Source organism: Paracoccus sp. (in: a-proteobacteria) (assembly GCF_047605025.1).
GTDB lineage: Bacteria > Pseudomonadota > Alphaproteobacteria > Rhodobacterales > Rhodobacteraceae > Paracoccus.
Map to the genome: position 1 here is coordinate 1 of NZ_JASGGO010000021.1, position 18,448 is coordinate 18,448.

Consider the following 18,448-nt stretch of genomic DNA (forward strand, 5'->3'; position numbering starts at 1 on the left):
CGGAAGTTCATCCTGGTTTCCTTTGGCGCCATGTGCATGGTGGTGATCTATACTTGGCTGCCGATCTCGAACGGGCTGATGCTGGTGCTGGGCACAGCCATCGCGACCTTGCTGCTGTCAGAGACCCGTGGGAAAGACCTGGAGACCGTCTGAACCCCGGTCACCCCTCCCCGGCAACACGATGCCGGGGAAGCTTCGGGACCGGCGATGCCTCTGCCAGGGCCCGCGCGGTTCACCTCACCAATGCCCGGTATTTTCCATGCTTGCCCAAGGCTCCTGCGACGGAAGCGGGGCACCTGCCTGCAATAGCTCGACAGAGACGTTATCGGGGCTGCGCACAAATGCCATATGGCCGTCGCGGGGCGGGCGGTTGATCGTGACGCCGGCATCCATCAGCTTCTGGCACATCTCATAGATATTTTCGACCTGATAGGCGAGATGGCCGAAATGGCGGCTGTCCGAGGGAAGGCCGTCATCGCCGTCCCAGTTAAAGGTCAGTTCGACCGGGCATTCGGGCTGGCCGGGCGGAGCCATGAAAACCAGCGTGAAGCGCCCCTTCTCATTGTCGATGCGGCGGATTTCCTCAAGCCCCAGCAGCGCGAAGAACTGCATGGTCTTTTCCAGGTCCAAAACCCGGACCATCGTGTGCAGATAGCGAACTTCCATCGTCTTTCCTTTAGTTCCAGCGCCAGAAACCCGCGCTTTGCCCAGGGGTAACGGCAGCAAGGCGCACCAAGCTGTATCCTGCCGCCAGTCGTCTTGCCGGCATGGGCCCCGCCGCCAACCGTTCGGGATGGTGAGGAAAGGCGGGGACATGTCCGCCGGCGATCATGGTCAGGCCACGGATGTTAGCGCCGTATCCCACCCCGTCGCAACCCTTGGCCGGGAACGGCGATGCGCTTGATGGCGCAGGCCCGCGACACATAAGGATGGCTGGCTCCCACGACTTGCCCGCGCGATCTCTCCCGCGGCACCGGCGGGCGGCGGCAAGGACGCCCGACGATCTTACGCTTTACGGTCATGCCTGCAAATCCCGGCTCTGGAACCGGGCGCCCATTGACCCGCGCCACCAGATGCCAAGGCTAGCCGGCGCTATCCTTCAACGTCTCTTTCTGCGTGATCAGCCGCGCCGAGTTATGCCCCGACAGGAAGATCCACATCCAGTTCAGCAACACGATCAGCCGCGAGCGCGTGCCGATAAGGAAATAGATATGCGCGATGCCCCAGACCCACCAGGCCGGCCAGCCGCGCAGCTTGAAGCGGCCATATTCGATCACCGCCGCATTACGGCCGATCGTGGCAAGATTGCCCATATGGCGATAGCGAAAGGGCCGGGGCCGGGGCTTGTCCTGAAGCCGCGCGCGGATGACGCGGGCGGCATAGGCGCCCTGCTGCTTGGCGGCGGGGGCGACGCCCGGAACGGGCTTGCCCTCGGAAAGGACATGCGCCGTGTCGCCCAGGACGAAGACCCGAGAATCGCCGGGAAGCGTCAGATCGGACGTGACCATCACCCGCCCGGCCCGATCCGCCTCGGCCTCCAGCCAATCCTTGGCGCGCGATGCCTGCACGCCCGCCGCCCAGATCACCGTGCGCGCGGGAATGGGGCGGTCGCCCAGCGCGATGCCCTGCTCCGAGACCTGGGTGACGGGAACGCCTGTCAGCACCTCGACCCCCACCCGCTCAAGCGCCCCGCGCGCATAGGCCGAAAGATCGTCGGCAAAGGCGGGCAGGATGCGCGGGCCGGCCTCGATCAGCATGACGCGGGCGGCGCGGGTATCGACGCGGCGGAACTCGCGAGGGAGGATGCGATAGGCCAGTTCGGCGATGATGCCGACCAGTTCCACCCCGGTCGGGCCGGCGCCGATCACGGCAAAGGTCAGCAGGGCCTGACGCTCGGCCTCGTCGTCGGTCAGTTCGGCGCGCTCGAAGGCCAGCAGCAGGCGGCGGCGGATCGTCGTCGCGTCCTCAAGCGTCTTGAGGCCGGGCGCATCCGCTTCCCATTGGTCATTGCCGAAATAGGCGTGGCGCGCGCCGGTCGCGACGACCAGCGTATCATAGGGAATGCGCTGGCCGTCACCCAGAACGACCTCTTGCGCGGCACGGTCGATTCCCTGAACCTTGCTGAGCAAGGTGGTCACGTCGCGCCGCTCGCGCAGCACCCGGCGGATCGGCCAGGCGATTTCCGAGGTGGACAGCAGCGTCGTCGCCACCTGATACAGCAAAGGCTGGAACAGATGGTGATTTCGCTGGTCGATCAAGGTGATCTGGCAATCCGTGCCGCGCAAATCGTGAACAAGCTGCAATCCGGCGAAACCCGCGCCGATGACGACGATCCGATGCTTCAAGCTGAAACTCCTATCGAGGGGGAACAGGCGTTCCCCGCCATTATGCGCCAGGCCCGAGGAAAGCGAAAGCGCAACCCGCGCCGGCCTCAGCCGCCGGTGATCGCGCGCACCGTCTCGGCAGCCAGGGGGGCGACGCGGCGACGAAATTCCTCCGGCTCCCATTCCGCGAGCGACGCGGCGACGTGGATCGCGGCGACGGGGCGGCCGTCGCGGTCGGGAATAGCCATGCCAAGCGCGATCTCGCCCATCACGATCTGTTCCAACGCAAGGGCATGCCCGGTTTCGCGGGCCTGTGCGACCTGGGCGCGAATCGCGCCGGGATCGGTCAGCGTTCGCGGCGTCAGCGGGCGCAGGTCCGCGCCTGCAAGCAGCGCATCGACCTCGACATCGGGCAGAAGCGCCATCACCGCCCAGCCGCCCGAGGTGCAGAAAGTGGGCACCGAATGCCCGACCAGCGTGGCGAAAAAGATCTCGCGCTTGCTTTGCATCCGCGCGGCATAGACCATGCGCTGACCGTCGAAAAGCGACAGGTCAACCCGCTCGCGCAGATTGCGGCGCAGTTCCAGCAGCGCGGTCGAGGCGCGGCGGATCAGCGGGTTCAACCGCAGGTAATCATATGTCAGATCAAGGATGCCCAGATCGGGCAGAAAGCCGCGCCCGTCCTCGCTAAGCCGCAAATGCCCCGTCACACGCAACGTATGGACGATGCGCTGCGCCGCGCTGCGGGTGATACCTGCTCTTTGGGCGATTTCGGACAGGCTCAGCGCCCGCTCGGCCCCGGAAAAAGCGGCAAGAACCTGCATGCCCCGGCCAAGCGACTGCACGAAAAGAGGATCCTCTGGTGGCTGGCGGGCAGAAGCCGCGTTTTTGCCGATGAAGGTGCTCATACTGTTGACAGGCCGATGACGATCTCGCTTAATTCATTATGCAATGCAATCGTATTGGATAGCAATACAATATGGCCGCCACCGTCCAGACCGAGACGAAACCGAAACGGGTGGCCCTGGCGGGCTTCGTGCATGAAAGCAATTCCTTCGCCCCCAGCCCCGCCGACATGGCGGCATTCCGGCAGGGCGGCGGCTATCTGCCGCTGTCGCGCGGCGCCGAGATCGCCGAGCGGGCGGACGGCGTGAACCTTCCGGTCGCGGGCGCGATCCGCCATGCACGGGCGCGGGGCTGGGATCTGGTGCCGCTGGTCTGGGCGGGGGCGGTGCCCTCGGCCCCCGTGACCGCCGAATGCTACGGCGCGATCAGCGATGAAATCGTCCAGAGCATCGCCGCCGCCCTGCCCCTGGACGGGGTGTTTCTGGACCTGCATGGCGCCATGCTGGCCGAGGGCGAGCCGGATGGAGAGGGGGCGCTTCTGGCCCGTATCCGCCAGACCGTCGGTCCCGGCGTGCCGGTGGTCGCGGCGCTGGATCTGCATGGCAACATCACCCCGCTGATGGTCCAGTCCGCCGATCTGCTGACCGGGTTTCGCACCTATCCGCATGTGGACATGGCCCGGACGGGCCGGCGCGCGGCGGCGGAACTGGATCGGCTGATGGCGGGCGGGCACAGCCACAAGGCATTCCGGCAACTGGACTTCCTGATCCCCATCGCCTGGCAGTCCACCCTGGGCGAGCCGGGCGGCAGGCTTTACCGCCTTGCGGCCGAGCCGGCGCCGGGCCTGCACGACGCCTCGCTTTTCATGGGCTTTCCGGCGGCGGATTTCGCGGGCTGCGGTCCCTCGGTCATCGCCTATGGCGACAGCCAGGCGGCGGCGGATGCGGCGGTCGAGCGGATCGCGGCGGCGGTGGCGGCGGCCGAGCCGGAATTCGCAGGCCACCCCCTGCCCGCCCATCAGGCCGTGGCCGAGGCGATGCGCCTGGCCGCGACCTCGCGCCGCCCGGTCATCATCGCCGACACCCAGGACAATCCCGGCGCGGGCGGCGACAGCGACACGATGGGGATGCTGCGGGCACTGGTCGCGCGCGATGCGCGGGACGCCGCCATCGGCCTGATCGCCGATCCCCGGTCGGCCGCGCTTGCCCATGCGGCCGGTCCCGGCGCGCGGGTCGCGCTGTCGCTGGGCGGCGCCTCGGGTATCGCCGGCGACGCGCCGCTTGAGGCCGAATTCCTGGTCGAGACCGTCTCGGACGGGGAATGCCATGCCACGGGCGGCTATTACGGCGGCGCGCATCTGCGGCTTGGCCCCTCGGCCTGCCTGCGGCTGGGCGGCATCCGCATCGCCCTGGTCTCGGAAAAGGCGCAGATGGCGGATCGGGAAATGTTCCGCTTCCTGGGCATCCCGCCCGAAACACAAAAGATCCTGGTGGTCAAAAGCTCGGTCCATTTCCGCGCCGATTTCCAGGACATCGCCGAATGCGTCCTGACCGGGATCGCCCCCGGCCCGATGCCCGTCAGCCCGGCCAGCCTGCCCTGGCGGCACCTGCGCCCCGGCCTGCGGCTGGAGCCGAACGGAGCCGCATTCGCACCCTGAGACCTGAAATCCGCGGAACCGGCACAAGACCGGGCCGCCCCATCGACACACACAGAGAGGACCGATGTTTCACAGATTGACCGCCGCCATGCTGGCCTCGACGATCCTGGCCGGCGCCGCCTGGGCCGAAACCACCGTGACCGCCGTGATGCATTCCGGCCTGCGCGTGCTGGATCCGGTGATCACCACCGCCCATATCACCCGCAACCACGCCTATATGATCTATGACGTGCTGATCGCCCAGGATTCCGAGTTCAAGCCCCAGCCGCAAATGGCGGAATGGACCGTCTCCGAGGATGGCAAGACCTATGCCTTCACCCTGCGCGACGGCCTGAAATTCCACGACGGCACGCCGGTGACGGCGGCGGACGCGGTGGCTTCGCTGAAACGCTGGGCGCAGAAGGATGCCGGCGGGCAGGTCATCATGGACCATACCGACAGCCTGACCGCGACCGATGACAAGACCGTCACCTGGGTGCTGAAACAGCCCTTCGCGCCGATGCTCGACACGCTGTCCAAGCAGTCGGGCGTGCCGCCCTTCATCATGCCCGCCCGCGTGGCCGAGACCCCGGTGGACCAGCCGATCACGGATTACACCGGCTCGGGGCCGTTCAAGTTCGTGCAGGCCGAGTTCCAGCCCGGCGTCAGCGTCACCTATGAGAAGAACACCGATTACGTCCCGCGCAGCGAGCCGGCGAACTGGATGGCCGGCGGCAAGGTCGTCAACGTGGACAAGGTGAAATGGGTCAACATGCCCGACATCCAGACCGCGGTGAACGCGCTTTCCGGTGGCGAGATCGACTATATCGAACAGATGCAGGTCGATCTGCTGCCCCTGCTGGAAGGCGATCCGAACATCGCCGTCGAGGTGCGCGAGCCGACCGGCATGCAGACCATGGCGCGGATGAACTTCCTGCATCCTCCCTTCGACAACGAGAAGGTGCGTCTGGCCGCGCTGAAGGCGATCTCGCAAGAGCAGGTGATGGCGGCGATGATCGGCAATCCCGATTACTACCAGCTTTGCGGCGCGGTGCTGGGCTGCGGCACGCCGCTTGGCTCGGAAACCGGGGCCGAAACGCTGACCAAGGGCGACGGCATGGAAGAGGCCAAGGCGCTTTTGAAGGAATCGGGCTATGACGGCACGCCGGTCCTGCTGATGGCGCCGACCGATCTGGTGGCGCTGGCTACCCAGCCGGTGGTGATCTCGCAGGCATTGCGGGACGCGGGCTTCACCGTGGACATGCAGCCGATGGACTGGCAAACGCTGGTCACGCGCCGCGCCAGCCAGGCCGCGCCCAAGGATGGCGGCTGGAGCATGTTCATCACCAACTGGATGGTGCCCGAAATCTCGAACCCGATCTCGAACCCGATGCTGAACGGGCGCGGGGACAAGGCATGGTTCGGCTGGCCCAAGGATGACGTGATCGAGGGGCTGAAGAACGACTATATCGCCGCCGCCGAGCCCGAGGCGCAAAAGGCCGTGGGCGAAAAGATCCAGGCCCATGCGATCGAGACGGTGCTTGAGGTGCCGCTGGGACAATACAGCCTGCCCCAGGCACGGCGGACCACGATCACCGACATGATCCCGTCGCCCGTGCCGGTGTTCTGGAACCTCAAGAAGGCCGAGTAAGGCCCCGTGCTTGCGGGGGGCGGCGGGTCCGCCCCCTTGACTTCGTCTTGACAGGGGGATCGTGTCACGATGCTTGGATACCTTCTGCGCCGCGTCCTGGCCGTCATTCCGGTCATGCTGCTGGTCGCCGTCTTCGTCTTTCTGCTGCTGCGCCTGACGCCGGGCGATCCGGCGGCGATCATCGCCGGCGACATGGCCACGCCCGAACAGCTTGCCAGCATCCGCGAGGCCATGGGCCTGGACCAGCCGATCCTGGTGCAGTTCGCGACCTGGGTGGGGCAGCTTCTGCGCGGCGACCTGGGCACCTCGCTGATCTCGCATACGCCGGTCTCGGCGATGATCGCGGACCGGATGGGGCCTACGCTGTCCATCGCGCTGCTGACCATCCTGATGTCGGTGGCGCTGGCGGTGCCCATGGGGGTGCTGGCCGCCTGGAAGCATCGCAGCGCGGCGGATTACGCGGTGATGACCTTCTCGGTCCTGGGCTTCTCGGTCCCGGTCTTCGTCATCGGCTATCTGCTGATCCTGGTCTTTTCGCTGAAGCTGGGCTGGTTCCCGGTGCAGGGCTTCACCCCCATCACGGCGGGGCCGCTGGCCTTCCTGAAAAACGCCTTCCTGCCCGCGCTGACGCTGACGACGATCTATGTGGCGCTGATCGCGCGCATGACCCGCGCGAACATGCTGGAAGTGCTGGGCGAGGATTACATCCGCACCGCCCGCGCCAAGGGCGCGCCCGAGCGCCGGGTGCTGTTCCGCCACGCGCTGAAGAACGCCGCCGTCCCGATCCTGACCGTCATCGGCACGGGCTTCGCCCTGCTGATCGGTGGCGTCGTCGTCACCGAGACGGTGTTCAACATCCCCGGCATCGGGCGGCTGACCGTCGATGCCATCCTGGCCCGCGACTATCCGGTGATCCAGGCGATGATCCTGCTGACCAGCTTCCTTTACGTCCTGGTCAACCTGCTGATCGACCTCAGCTATTCCTTCTTTGACCCGAGGATCCGCTACTGATGTCCCAGCCTCCCCGCCCCGCCTCGGCCAACCAATCCGTCCTGCGCCTGCTGCGCCTGCCGCAATTCGGCTGGGGGCCGCGCATCGCGCTGGCCGTGCTGGTGCTGATCGTGCTGATCACGCTCATGGCGCCCTGGCTTGCCCCGCACGATCCGCTGAAGATGGACCCGCTGGTCCGGTTAAAGGGGCCGATGCCCGGCCATCCGCTGGGCACCGACAATTTCGGCCGCGACGTGCTGTCGCGCGTGCTGATCGGGGGGCGGCTGTCGCTGCTGATCGGGATCCTGACCGCCGCCGTCTCGGTCCTGATCGGACTGGCGATCGGCATGGTCGCGGGCTTCTTCCGAAGCGCCGATGCCGTCATCATGCGAATGATGGATGCGTTGATGGCGATCCCCGCGATCCTGCTGGCCATCGCGCTGGTCGCGCTGAACGGCCCCTCGGTCGGCTCGGTCATCGGAGCGATCACCATCCCCGAGATCCCGCGCGTCGTGCGCCTGGTCCGCGCCGTGGTCCTTGCGGCCCGCGAAGAGCCCTATGTCGAGGCCGCCATCGCGCTTGGCACCTCGATGCCCAAGATCCTGATCCGCCATCTGGTGCCGAACACGCTGGCGCCGCTGATCGTGCAGGGCACCTATATCCTGGCCTCGGCTATCCTGACCGAGGCGATCCTGTCGTTCCTGGGCGCGGGCGTCAGCACCGAGACGCCGACCTGGGGCAACATCATGGCCGAGGGGCGGATGTTCTTTCGCATCAAGCCTGAACTCATCCTCTATCCCGGCCTGATGCTGTCGCTTTGCATCCTGTCGATCAACCTTCTGGGCGATGCCGCGCGGGACATGCTGGACCCGCGCCTCAAGAAACGGGCGGGGTAAGCCATGCTGTTCAAGTCTCGCAATTTCGACGCCGCCTCGGTCGCGGTCCAGATCCAGGACCTAGCCGTCGCCCTTCCCGAAACCGAAGGCAGCCCGCAGGTGCTGAAGGGCATCGACGTGACCATCCGCCAGGGCGAGACGGTCTGCCTGGTCGGCGAATCCGGCTCGGGGAAATCGGTCACCTCGCTGGCGATCATGGGGCTTTTGCCCCAGGCGCTGAAGGTCACGCGGGGCAGGATCAACCTGCAAGGCTCGGACCTGCTGCCCCTGTCCCAGGCGCAGATGCGCGAATTGCGCGCCGCCCGCGTCGCAATGATCTTCCAGGAGCCGATGACCGCGCTGAACCCGGTCCTGCGCGTGGGCGAACAGATCATGGAGGTGATGGAGCTTCACACCCAGCTTTCCGCCGCCGCGCGCCGCCAGCGCGCCATCGAGATCATGGAGCAGGTTCATCTGCCCGATGTCGAGCGCATCTTCCGCAGCTATCCGCACCAGCTTTCCGGCGGCCAGCGCCAACGCATCATGATCGCCATGGCGCTGGTGCTGGAACCCGTGCTGCTGATCGCGGACGAGCCGACCACGGCGCTGGACGTGACCACGCAGAAACAGATCCTGGCCCTGATCGACGAATTGCAGCGCAAGCACGGCACCGCCGTCCTGTTCATCACCCATGACATGGGCGTGGTGGCCGAGATCGCCGATACCGTCTATGTGATGAAATACGGCGAGATCGTCGAAAGCGGCCCGGTCGAGCAATTGCTGCGCCGGCCGACCCAGGAATACACCCGCAAGCTTCTGGCCTCGGTCCCCAGCCTGTCGCCGCGTCCCGCCCGTCCCGCCGGGACCAAGCCGGTGCTGAAGGTCACGGGCCTGAACAAGGTCTACGGCGGCAGCGGCCTTCTGAAAAAGGTGCCGCAGGCCCATGCCGCCAAGGATGTCAGCTTCAGCCTGGCGCGGGGGCGGACGCTGGGGATCGTGGGCGAATCCGGCTCGGGGAAATCGACGGTCGCGCGCTGCATCATGCGGTTGATCGACCCGACCTCGGGCGCGGTCGAACTGGACGGGGCCGATATCGCGCACCTGTCGCGCGGCAAGCTGCGGCCGCATCGCAAGAAGCTTCAGGTCGTGTTCCAGGACCCGATGCGGTCCCTGAACCCGCGCTGGACCATCGCGGAAAGCCTGATCGAAGGGCCCCTGAACTATGGCACCCCCCGCCCCGAGGCGCTGGCCGAGGCGGCCCGGCTGCTGAATGTCGTCGGCCTGCCCAAGGATGCGTTGAAGCGTTATCCGCATATGTTCTCGGGCGGGCAGCGCCAGCGCATCGCCATCGCCCGCGCGGTGATGATGCGCCCCGACGTGCTGGTCGCGGATGAGGCGGTCTCGGCGCTGGATGTCTCGGTCCAGGCCCAGGTGCTGGAACTGCTGGACCAGTTGCAGAGCGATCTGGGCATCGCCATCGTCTTCATCACCCATGACCTGCGCGTCGCGGCCCAGATCTGCGACGAGGTGATCGTGATGCAGCGCGGCACGGTCGTCGAGCAAGGCCCCGCCGCCGAGGTATTGGCCGATCCCGCCCATGCCTATACCCGCGCCCTGATCGACGCCGCCCCCGGCCGCGATTGGGATTTCCAGAACTTCCGCTCGATGAAGGAAAGCCAGAATGCCCACCCTGCCCCAGATCCAGGCCGACGCCCCGGCGCTTGAAAGGATCTTTCGCGACCTGCATGCCCACCCCGAGATCGGCTTTCAGGAGGTTCGCACCGCCGGCATCGTCGCCGAAAAGCTGCGCGGCTGGGGCTTTGACGAGGTGCATGAGGGCGTGGCGAAAACCGGCGTCGTCGGCATCCTGCGCGGGCGCGGCGGCGGCAATCGCCGCATCGGGCTGCGCGCCGACATGGACGCTCTGCCGATCACCGAGGCGACGGGGCTGGACTATGCCTCGCAAACGCCGCAGCGGATGCATGCCTGCGGCCATGACGGCCATACGACCATGCTGCTGGGCGCCGCGAAATACCTGGCCGAAAGCCGCGATTTCGACGGCACCGCCGTCTTCATCTTCCAGCCCGCCGAGGAAGGTCTGGGCGGCGCGCGCGGCATGATCGCCGAGGGGTTGTTCCAGCGGTTCCCCGTGGATGAGGTTTACGGAATGCACAACAATCCCAGCGGCGAGGCAAACCGTGCCTCGATCTGCCGGGGCGCGGCGATGGCGGGGGCGTCCTTTTTCGACATCACCGTCAACGGCAAGGGCAGCCACGCGGCCATGCCGCATCAGTCGCGCGATGCGCTGGTCATCGCCAGCGGGCTGGTCGGGCAATTGCAGACGATCATCAGCCGGAACCTGCCGCCGCTGGACACCTGCGTCCTGTCGGTGACGCAGATCCATGCCGGCAGCGCCTATAACGTCGTGCCCCAGACCGCGACCCTGGCGGGCACGATCCGTTACTTCAAGCCCGAGGTGATCGCCCTGGTCGAAACCCGGATGCGCGAGCTGTGTGCCGGCATGGCCCAAGCCTATGGGATCGAGATCACCGTCGACCTGCGCAATGTCTTCGACGTGCTCATGAACGACGACGCGCTGGCCGACGCCTGGCTTGAGGCCGCGCGCGACGTGGTGGGCGCGGATCTGGTCACGGATGGCGAGGCACCCGCCACCGGCTCGGAGGATTTCGCCGACATGCTTCAGGTCGTGCCCGGCGCCTATGGCCGCCTGGGCCATGCCGGCACCATGCCGCTGCACAATCCGGGCTTCGTCCTGGACCCCGCCATCCTGCCCGTCGGCGCATCGATCTATGCCCGGCTGGTCGAACGCCGCCTTGCCCCGGAGACCGCAGCATGAACCCGCTGAACCTTCCCTTCGACGATCACCAGATGCTGGCCGGGCTGCGGCCCTGGATCGAATGCGAAAGCCCGACCTGGGACGGCGCGGCGGTCAGCCGCATGATGGACCTGGCCGCGCGCGACCTGGCGGCCATCGGCGCCACGGTCGAGACGATCCCCGGCACCATGGGCTTCGGCACCTCGATCCGGGCCAGCTTCCCGCATCCCGACCAGGGCAAGCCCGGCATCCTGATCTCGGGGCATATGGACACGGTCCACCCCATGGGCACGCTGGAGAAGCTGCCCTTCCGGGTCCAGGACGGCCGCGCCTGGGGGCCGGGCATCATGGACATGAAGGGCGGCAATTACGTCTATATGGAGGCGATGCGCCAGATCCTGCGCGCGGGCCTGACGACGCCCTTGCCCGTCACCTTCCTTTTTACCCCCGACGAAGAGGTGGGCACCCCCGCCACCCGCGGCCTGATCGAGGATCACGCCCGCGGCCAGCGCGCCGTGCTGCTGCCCGAACCGGCCGAGCATGACGGCGGCGCGGTCGTGGGCCGCTATGCCATCGCCCGCTTCAACCTGCTGACCGAGGGCCGCCCCAGCCACGCGGGCTGGGCGCTCAAGGACGGGCGCTCGGCCATCGCGGCCATGGCGCGCAAGATCATCGAGGTCGAGGCGATGACGACCGAGGACTGCACCTTCTCGGTCGGTGTGATCCATGCCGGGCAATGGGTGAACTGCGTCAGTTCGGAATGCCGGGCCGAGGCGCTGAGCATGGCCAAGACCCAGGCCGACCTGGACCGGGGCGTCGCCGCGATCATGGCCCTTCAGGACGAGTGGAACGGCGTCGCCTTCAAGGTCGCGCGCGGCGTCACCCGCCCTGTCTGGGAGCCGGGTCCGCAGACGATGGAACTGTTCGAACTGGCCAAGGTGCTTTCGGCGGAACTGGGCTTCACCCTGACCGCCCATCGCTCGGGCGGCGGCTCGGACGGGAATTTCACCGGCGCCATGGGCGTGCCGACGCTGGATTCTCTGGGCGTCCGGGGCAAGGGCCTGCATACGCTGGAAGAGCATATCCAGATCGACAGCCTGTCCGAACGCGCGAAGCTTGCCGCCGGCCTGATGATGATGATCCGTTGACCTTCCCCCCCGTCCCCGCTTTGATCCGGGGCCGGAGAAGGGGGAAAGACATGAGCATCATCCTGGGCGCCATCGCCGACGACTTCACCGGCGCGACCGACCTGTGCAGCACCTGGGTCAAGGCGGGCATCCGCGTGATCCAGGTCATCGGCGTGCCCGAGCCGGGTTTCGTGCCCGAGGGCGCCGATGCCGTGGTCGTGGCGCTGAAGTCGCGCACCATCGCCCCCGATCAGGCCATCGCGCAATCGCTTTCGGCGCTGGACTGGCTGCGGGAACAGGGCGCGCGGCAGATCCTGTTCAAATATTGCTCGACCTTCGATTCGACGGCGCGGGGCAATATCGGTCCCGTCACGGACGCGCTGCTGGACGCGATGGGCCAGGATTTCACCGTGATCTCGCCCGCCTTTCCCAGGAACGGACGCACCATCTACAAGGGCAACCTGTTCGTGGGCGACCTGCCCCTGGCCGAAAGCTCGATGAAGGATCATCCGCTGACGCCGATGCGCGATTCCAGTCTGATCCGGCTGATGCAGGCACAGGCGCGCGGGCGCTGCGGGCTGGTGGCGCTGGAAACCGTGCGGCGGGGCCCGGACGCGATCCGCGCCGCCTTCGACCGGCTGCGGGCCGAGGGCTTCAGCTATGCCGTGCCCGACGCGGTCAAGGATGCCGACATGCTGGCCCTTGGCCGGGCGCTGGACGGGATGGCGCTGGTCACCGGCGGCTCGGCCATCGCCATGGGCCTGCCCGAGAATCTGCGCCAGTCGGGCGAACTGGGCGCGGCGCTGGATGCCGCGCTGCCCGAGGCGCCGGGGCGCTCGGTGGTGCTGGCGGGCAGTTGCTCGACCGCGACGCGGGGCCAGATCGCCCATGCGCGCAAGATCTGGCCCAGCATGAAGCTGGACGTGGACCGTATCGCGGCGGGCAAGGATGTGGTCCGCCAGGCGCTGGACTGGGCCGAGGCGCAGGACGGGCCGATCCTGATCTATGGCTCGTCCGATCCCGCCGAAGTCGCGCGCAACCAGGAACGCCACGGCGTCATGAAGGCGGGCGCGATGGTCGAGGATGCCCTGTCGGGCATCGCGCGCGGGCTTCTGGCGCGTGGCTGGTCGCGCTTTGTCGTCGCGGGGGGCGAGACTTCGGGCGCGGTGATCTCGGCCCTTGGGGTGCGCGAGATGTCCATCGGCCCCGAGGTCGCGCCAGGCGTGCCCTGGTGCGGCGCGACGGTCGCCGGCAAGCCCCTGGCCCTATGCCTGAAATCCGGCAATTTCGGCGGCCCGGCCATGTTCCCCGAGGCGCTGGAGATGATGGATGGCTGAAACCGCGCTGCGCGACGACATTGCCCGGCTGGCGAAATCCCTGTTTCAGCGGGGGCTGACCTTTGGATCTTCGGGCAATATCTCGGTCCGGCTGGAGGATGGCGGCTGGCTGATGACGCCCACCGGCGCCAGCATGGGGGCGATCGATCCCGGCCGGATCTCGCGGCTGGACGGCACGGGGCGGCTGATCTCGGGCGACAGGCCCACCAAGGAAAGCTTTCTGCACATGGCGATGTATCGCCAGCGGCCCCGCGCGGGGGCCATCGTGCATCTGCACTCGACCCATTCCGTCGCGGTCAGTTGCCTGCATGACATCGATCACGCGGATGTGCTGCCCCCGCTGACGGCCTATTACGTCATGCGCGTGGGGCGCCTGCCGCTGATTCCCTATTTCGCGCCCGGAGACCTGGATCTTGCCCGCGCGGTCGAGGAGATGGCCTCGGCCCATCACGCCGTGCTGCTGGCCAATCACGGGCCTGTCGTGGCGGGCAGATCGCTTGAGGATGCCGTCCATGCCACCGAAGAGCTTGAAGAAACGGCAAAGCTTTTCCTGGCGCTGCGCGGCATGCGCACGCGCCCGCTGACCCCCGAGCAGGTCGCCGATCTGGAAAGGCGCTTTCCGCGCGATTTCTGATCTGGACGGGTGGCGTGGCGGGGGCTAGACACAGGCCCCGCGCATCGGGATCGTCACAATCCCTGATAGAATCGCGTCTTTCCAGCACCTCGGAAAAGCTGGGAAGGGTGCCGGATGCCCCCCTGTGTAAACCCGATGTTCCGCAAATGGACCACCATATATTGTGGTGACAATCATCGGCGGCTAGTTATATAGTGGTCCTTGGCTCCGCTGCGTCGAGTCGGGAGGGCGATCCCAGCATCGCCGCACCTCGCCAGATGCCGCAACTGCAAGTGGTTGTCATTGTTGATGAATGGGGATCCCCCAGTCGGCATGTCCCCGGCAGGCAGCCCGCGACCGCGAGACGACATGAAAAAAAGGACCACAGGCATGAGCATCACCGTCTATTCCAAACCCGCCTGCGTGCAATGCACCGCCACCACCCGCGCGCTGGATGCCAAGGGCGTCGCCTATCACATCGTGGACCTGACCGAGGATGACGCGGCGATGGAACTTGTCACATCGCTGGGCTATCGTCAGGCGCCGGTCGTGGTCGCAGGCGAGGCGCATTGGGCCGGGTTCCGTCCCGACATGATCGGCCGCCTGTCCTGATTTGGGGCGATGGGCGGGCTGGTCTATTTTTCGTCGGGATCGGGGAATACCGCGCGCTTCGTCACGCGGCTTGGTCGGCCTGCCAGCCGCATCCCGATCTCGCCCAAAGAGGCGATGCCCCGCCCCGAGCACCCCTTTGTCCTGATCTGCCCGACCTATTCGGATGGACAGGGACGAGGCGCGGTGCCCAAGCAGGTGATCCATTTCCTGAACGATCCCGACCGCAGGGCCATGATCCGCGGCGTCATCGCCTCAGGGAACCGAAATTTCGGCGCGACCTATGCCCTTTCGGGTCGCGTCATCGCAACCAAATGCAATGTGCCCCAGCTCTATTCCTTCGAGCTTGCGGGCGATGAACTTGATATCGCCCGCGTGCAGTCGGGCCTGGACCAGTTTTGGGGGACAGAATGCTTGACCATGGCGTAAAGGCTGATCTGGATTATCACGCGCTGAATGCGATGCTGAACCTTTACGACAGCGACGGCAAGATCCGCTTCGACGCGGATCGCATGGCCGCACGCCAGTATTTCCTTCAGCATGTGAACCAGAATACCGTCTTCTTCCATAACCTGGACGAGAAGCTGCGCTATCTGGTCGACGAAGGCTATTATGAACCCGAGGTTCTGGATCAATACTCCAAGAACTTCCAACGCGCGATCTGGGATGCCGCCTATGCCCGCAAGTTCCGTTTCCCCACCTTCCTGGGTGCGTTCAAATATTACACCAGCTATACGCTGAAGACCCGCGACGGCCAGCGGTTCCTGGAGCGATATGAGGATCGCGTTGTCATGGTCTCGCTCGCGCTCGCGCGCGGGGATGAGGGGCTGGCGATGCGCTTCATGGAAGAGATCCTTTCGGGCCGCTTCCAGCCGGCGACGCCGACTTTTCTTAATGCAGGCAAGAAATCACGCGGCGAATTGATCTCGTGCTTCCTGCTGCGGATCGAGGACAACATGGAGTCCATCGGCCGCAGCATCAACTCGGCGCTGCAACTGAGCAAGCGCGGCGGCGGCGTGGCCTTGATGCTGACCAACCTGCGCGAGATGGGCGCGCCGATCAAGGGGATCGAAAACCAGTCCTCGGGCGTGATCCCGGTGATGAAACTGCTTGAAGACAGTTTCAGCTATGCGAACCAATTGGGGGCGCGGCAAGGCGCGGGTGCGGTCTATCTGAACGCGCATCACCCCGACATTCTGCGTTTCCTGGACACCAAGCGCGAGAATGCCGATGAAAAAATCCGCATCAAAACGCTGTCCCTGGGCGTGGTCATTCCCGATGTGACCTTCGAATTGGCCAAGAAAAATGCCGACATGTATCTGTTTTCGCCGCATGACGTGGAAAAGGTATATGGGGTTCCCTTCTCGGAAATCTCGGTCTCCGAGAAATATGCCGAAATGGTGGACGACAAGCGTATCAAGAAGAAAAAGATCAATGCCCGCGCCTTTTTCCAGACCTTGGCCGAGATCCAGTTCGAAAGCGGGTATCCCTATATCATGTTCGAGGATACGGTGAACCGCGCCAATCCTGTGCATGGCCGCATCACCATGTCGAACCTGTGCAGCGAGATCCTGCAAGTCAACGAGGCGAGCGAGTTCGACGAGGACCTGTCTTATTCGCATCTGGGCACGGATATTTCCTGCAATCTCGGCTCATTGAATATCGCGGCAACCATGGACGGCCCTGATTTCGGTGTCACGATCGAAGCCGCGATCCGCGCGCTGACCGCCGTGTCGGAAATGTCGGCCATCGACTCCGTGCCCTCGATCCGGCGCGGCAATGATGAGGCCCATGCCGTGGGCCTAGGCCAGATGAACCTGCATGGTTTTCTTGCCCGCGAACGCATCCATTACGGCAGCCCCGAAGGCATTGAGTTCACCAGCGTCTATTTCGCCGCCGTAGCCTATCACGCCATCCGCGCCTCGAACCTGTTGGCACAAGAGCATGGAAGCGTTTTCAAAGGTTTCGAGCTTTCGAAATATGCCGATGGCAGTTTCTTCGACAAATATACCGAAGCGGACTGGCTGCCTACCCTGCCAGATGTCGCCCGTGTCTTCGAAGACAAGGCCCTGCCCACGCGCGAGGATTGGGCCGCGTTGAAACGCGACGTGATGGCGCATGGGCTTTATAATCGCAATTTGCAAGCGGTGCCGCCGACCGGCTCGATCAGCTACATCAACAATTCGACCAGCTCGATCCATCCAATCGTCGCCAAGATCGAGATCCGCAAGGAGGGCAAGATCGGCCGAGTCTATTATCCCGCCGCCTTCATGTCGAACGAAAATCTGGATTATTATCGTGATGCCTATGAAATCGGCCCCGAGGCGATCATCGACACCTATGCCGCCGCAACCGAGCATGTGGACCAGGGCCTTTCCCTGACATTGTTCTTCCCGGCCGAGGCCACGACCCGCGACATCAACCGTGCCCAGATCTATGCGTGGAAAAAGGGCATCAAGACGATTTATTATATCCGCCTGCGCCAGACCGCGCTGGAAGGAACCGAGGTCCAGGGCTGCGTGAGCTGCTCGCTGTGATCGCGGGGGCTTTCCGCCCCCGCACCCCCGAGGGTATTTGAAAAACGAAGAAAGGGGTTCTTCGCGATGAAGGATCATGTGCCGCATACGCCTCAGCGGGCGATCAACTGGAACCGGCTTGAAGATGAGAAGGATCTGGAGGTCTGGAACCGGCTTACGGTGAATTTCTGGTTGCCCGAAAAGGTGCCGCTATCGAATGACGTGCCGTCTTGGGCGACATTGCGCCCCGAGGAGCGCGAATTGACCATTCGTGTCTTTACCGGGCTGACTCTTCTGGACACGATTCAGAATACTATCGGCGCACCCTCGATGATGCCCGATGCGCAGACCCCCCATGAAGAGGCCGTGCTCTCGAATATCGCCTTCATGGAAGCGGTGCATGCGCGATCCTATTCCTCGATATTCTCGACACTTTGCCTGACCAAGGAAGTGGACGAAGCCTTCCGCTGGGCCGAGGAAAATCCGCATCTGCAAGCCAAAGCGCGCATGGTGCTTGAGAAATACGCCCCCGAGGCCGATCCACTCAAGCGCAAGGTGGCGAGCGTTTTTCTTGAGAGCTTCCTGTTCTATTCTGGATTTTACTTGCCGATGTATTGGTCCAGCCGTGCCAAGCTGACCAATACTGCCGACCTTATCCGCCTGATCATCCGCGACGAGGCCGTCCACGGCTATTACATCGGCTATAAGTTCCAGCGCGCGCTGGAAAGGGAAAGCGCCGAGCGTCGGCAGGAGCTGAAGGACTTTGCCTTCGCACTGATCTTTGATCTTTACGACATCGAGGCGAAATATACCGCCGAATTGTATGATGGCATCGGCCTGACCGAGGATGTGAAGGCATTCCTGCATTACAATGCCAACAAAGCCCTGCAAAACCTGGGCTATGAGGCACTGTTCCCGCCCCAGGCCTGCGAGGTCAATCCCGCCATCATGGCCGCGCTGTCGCCCGACAGCGAGAACCATGACTTTTTCTCCGGCTCGGGTTCCAGCTATGTGATCGGGAAAGCGGTCGCGACGCAGGACGAGGATTGGGATTTCTGAGCCGGCACGGCGGGTCTTGCCGCACGGGG

Annotated in this window: 16 protein-coding genes; 13 read left to right on the forward strand and 3 right to left on the reverse strand. The window is 65.1% G+C overall.

Features of this window, described 5'->3' with window-relative positions:
* Positions 1–237: 237 nt before the first annotated feature.
* The 3 genes from QM682_RS12565 to QM682_RS12575 all read right to left on the reverse strand — a co-directional run bounded on the left by QM682_RS12565 (position 238) and on the right by QM682_RS12575 (position 3,169).
* On the reverse strand, positions 238–666 hold the full coding sequence (locus QM682_RS12565; RefSeq protein ID WP_415130239.1) for a VOC family protein: 429 nt from the start codon (positions 664–666) through the stop codon (positions 238–240).
* Between the two features lie 416 nt (positions 667–1,082).
* Entirely contained in the window at positions 1,083–2,345 is a 1,263-nt protein-coding gene (locus QM682_RS12570) for an NAD(P)/FAD-dependent oxidoreductase (protein ID WP_415130241.1), read from the reverse strand.
* Between the two features lie 86 nt (positions 2,346–2,431).
* Positions 2,432–3,169 carry an IclR family transcriptional regulator gene (locus tag QM682_RS12575; RefSeq protein ID WP_415130243.1) on the reverse strand — a complete coding sequence of 246 codons (738 nt, stop codon included), beginning with the start codon at positions 3,167–3,169 and terminating at the stop codon, positions 2,432–2,434.
* 134 nt (positions 3,170–3,303) lie between these two features.
* Here QM682_RS12575 and QM682_RS12580 point away from each other — a divergent pair, with 134 nt between their 5' ends.
* The 13 genes from QM682_RS12580 (at position 3,304) to nrdF (ending at position 18,419) form a co-directional block, all read left to right on the forward strand.
* Positions 3,304–4,827 carry a M81 family metallopeptidase gene (locus QM682_RS12580; protein ID WP_415130245.1) on the forward strand — a complete coding sequence of 508 codons (1,524 nt, stop codon included), beginning with the start codon at positions 3,304–3,306 and terminating at the stop codon, positions 4,825–4,827.
* A 64-nt stretch (positions 4,828–4,891) separates the two neighbouring features.
* On the forward strand, positions 4,892–6,457 hold the full coding sequence (locus QM682_RS12585) for an ABC transporter substrate-binding protein (RefSeq protein WP_415130247.1): 1,566 nt from the start codon (positions 4,892–4,894) through the stop codon (positions 6,455–6,457).
* 69 nt (positions 6,458–6,526) lie between these two features.
* Positions 6,527–7,468: an ABC transporter permease gene (locus tag QM682_RS12590; RefSeq protein ID WP_415130249.1), complete on the forward strand. Its 942-nt coding sequence runs from the start codon at positions 6,527–6,529 to the stop codon at positions 7,466–7,468.
* On the forward strand, positions 7,468–8,343 hold the full coding sequence (locus tag QM682_RS12595; protein WP_415130251.1) for an ABC transporter permease: 876 nt from the start codon (positions 7,468–7,470) through the stop codon (positions 8,341–8,343). Before QM682_RS12590 ends, QM682_RS12595 begins: the two co-directional genes overlap by 1 nt.
* A gap of 3 nt (positions 8,344–8,346) precedes the next feature.
* The gene (locus QM682_RS12600) at positions 8,347–10,047 is read left to right on the forward strand and encodes an ABC transporter ATP-binding protein (protein ID WP_415130253.1); all 1,701 of its coding nucleotides are present in this window, start codon (positions 8,347–8,349) and stop codon (positions 10,045–10,047) included.
* Complete coding sequence (locus tag QM682_RS12605) at positions 10,004–11,179, forward strand: M20 aminoacylase family protein (RefSeq protein WP_415130255.1); 1,176 nt, start codon at positions 10,004–10,006, stop codon at positions 11,177–11,179. Before QM682_RS12600 ends, QM682_RS12605 begins: the two co-directional genes overlap by 44 nt.
* Positions 11,176–12,306: a M20/M25/M40 family metallo-hydrolase gene (locus QM682_RS12610; RefSeq protein ID WP_415130257.1), complete on the forward strand. Its 1,131-nt coding sequence runs from the start codon at positions 11,176–11,178 to the stop codon at positions 12,304–12,306. Before QM682_RS12605 ends, QM682_RS12610 begins: the two co-directional genes overlap by 4 nt.
* A 50-nt stretch (positions 12,307–12,356) precedes the next feature.
* Positions 12,357–13,622 carry a 3-oxo-tetronate kinase gene (gene otnK, locus QM682_RS12615; protein ID WP_415130259.1) on the forward strand — a complete coding sequence of 422 codons (1,266 nt, stop codon included), beginning with the start codon at positions 12,357–12,359 and terminating at the stop codon, positions 13,620–13,622.
* Positions 13,615–14,256 carry a 3-oxo-tetronate 4-phosphate decarboxylase gene (otnC, locus tag QM682_RS12620; RefSeq protein WP_415130261.1) on the forward strand — a complete coding sequence of 214 codons (642 nt, stop codon included), beginning with the start codon at positions 13,615–13,617 and terminating at the stop codon, positions 14,254–14,256. The genes otnK and otnC overlap by 8 nt, the downstream gene beginning before the upstream one ends.
* A gap of 369 nt (positions 14,257–14,625) precedes the next feature.
* Positions 14,626–14,847, forward strand: a complete 222-nt coding sequence (nrdH, locus tag QM682_RS12625; protein ID WP_415130263.1) for a glutaredoxin-like protein NrdH — start codon at positions 14,626–14,628, stop codon at positions 14,845–14,847.
* A 9-nt stretch (positions 14,848–14,856) separates the two neighbouring features.
* On the forward strand, positions 14,857–15,273 hold the full coding sequence (gene nrdI / locus QM682_RS12630) for a class Ib ribonucleoside-diphosphate reductase assembly flavoprotein NrdI (protein WP_415130265.1): 417 nt from the start codon (positions 14,857–14,859) through the stop codon (positions 15,271–15,273).
* Positions 15,255–17,381: a class 1b ribonucleoside-diphosphate reductase subunit alpha gene (gene nrdE / locus QM682_RS12635; protein WP_415130267.1), complete on the forward strand. Its 2,127-nt coding sequence runs from the start codon at positions 15,255–15,257 to the stop codon at positions 17,379–17,381. The genes nrdI and nrdE overlap by 19 nt, the downstream gene beginning before the upstream one ends.
* Positions 17,382–17,447: 66 nt before the next feature.
* On the forward strand, positions 17,448–18,419 hold the full coding sequence (gene nrdF, locus QM682_RS12640) for a class 1b ribonucleoside-diphosphate reductase subunit beta (protein WP_415130269.1): 972 nt from the start codon (positions 17,448–17,450) through the stop codon (positions 18,417–18,419).
* Positions 18,420–18,448 lie beyond the last annotated feature (29 nt).

Bases quoted from the DNA above. Each gene is read 5' to 3' on its own strand.
- QM682_RS12565 (WP_415130239.1), bottom strand. From the start codon at position 666: ATGGAAGTTCGCTATCTGCACACGATGGTCCGGGTTTTGGACCTGGAA.
- QM682_RS12580 (WP_415130245.1), top strand. From the start codon at position 3,304: ATGGCCGCCACCGTCCAGACCGAGACGAAACCGAAACGGGTGGCCCTG.
- QM682_RS12585 (WP_415130247.1), top strand. From the start codon at position 4,892: ATGTTTCACAGATTGACCGCCGCCATGCTGGCCTCGACGATCCTGGCC.
- QM682_RS12590 (WP_415130249.1), top strand. From the start codon at position 6,527: ATGCTTGGATACCTTCTGCGCCGCGTCCTGGCCGTCATTCCGGTCATG.
- QM682_RS12595 (WP_415130251.1), top strand. From the start codon at position 7,468: ATGTCCCAGCCTCCCCGCCCCGCCTCGGCCAACCAATCCGTCCTGCGC.
- QM682_RS12600 (WP_415130253.1), top strand. From the start codon at position 8,347: ATGCTGTTCAAGTCTCGCAATTTCGACGCCGCCTCGGTCGCGGTCCAG.
- QM682_RS12605 (WP_415130255.1), top strand. From the start codon at position 10,004: ATGCCCACCCTGCCCCAGATCCAGGCCGACGCCCCGGCGCTTGAAAGG.
- QM682_RS12610 (WP_415130257.1), top strand. From the start codon at position 11,176: ATGAACCCGCTGAACCTTCCCTTCGACGATCACCAGATGCTGGCCGGG.
- otnK (WP_415130259.1), top strand. From the start codon at position 12,357: ATGAGCATCATCCTGGGCGCCATCGCCGACGACTTCACCGGCGCGACC.
- otnC (WP_415130261.1), top strand. From the start codon at position 13,615: ATGGCTGAAACCGCGCTGCGCGACGACATTGCCCGGCTGGCGAAATCC.
- nrdH (WP_415130263.1), top strand. From the start codon at position 14,626: ATGAGCATCACCGTCTATTCCAAACCCGCCTGCGTGCAATGCACCGCC.
- nrdI (WP_415130265.1), top strand. From the start codon at position 14,857: ATGGGCGGGCTGGTCTATTTTTCGTCGGGATCGGGGAATACCGCGCGC.
- nrdE (WP_415130267.1), top strand. From the start codon at position 15,255: ATGCTTGACCATGGCGTAAAGGCTGATCTGGATTATCACGCGCTGAAT.
- nrdF (WP_415130269.1), top strand. From the start codon at position 17,448: ATGAAGGATCATGTGCCGCATACGCCTCAGCGGGCGATCAACTGGAAC.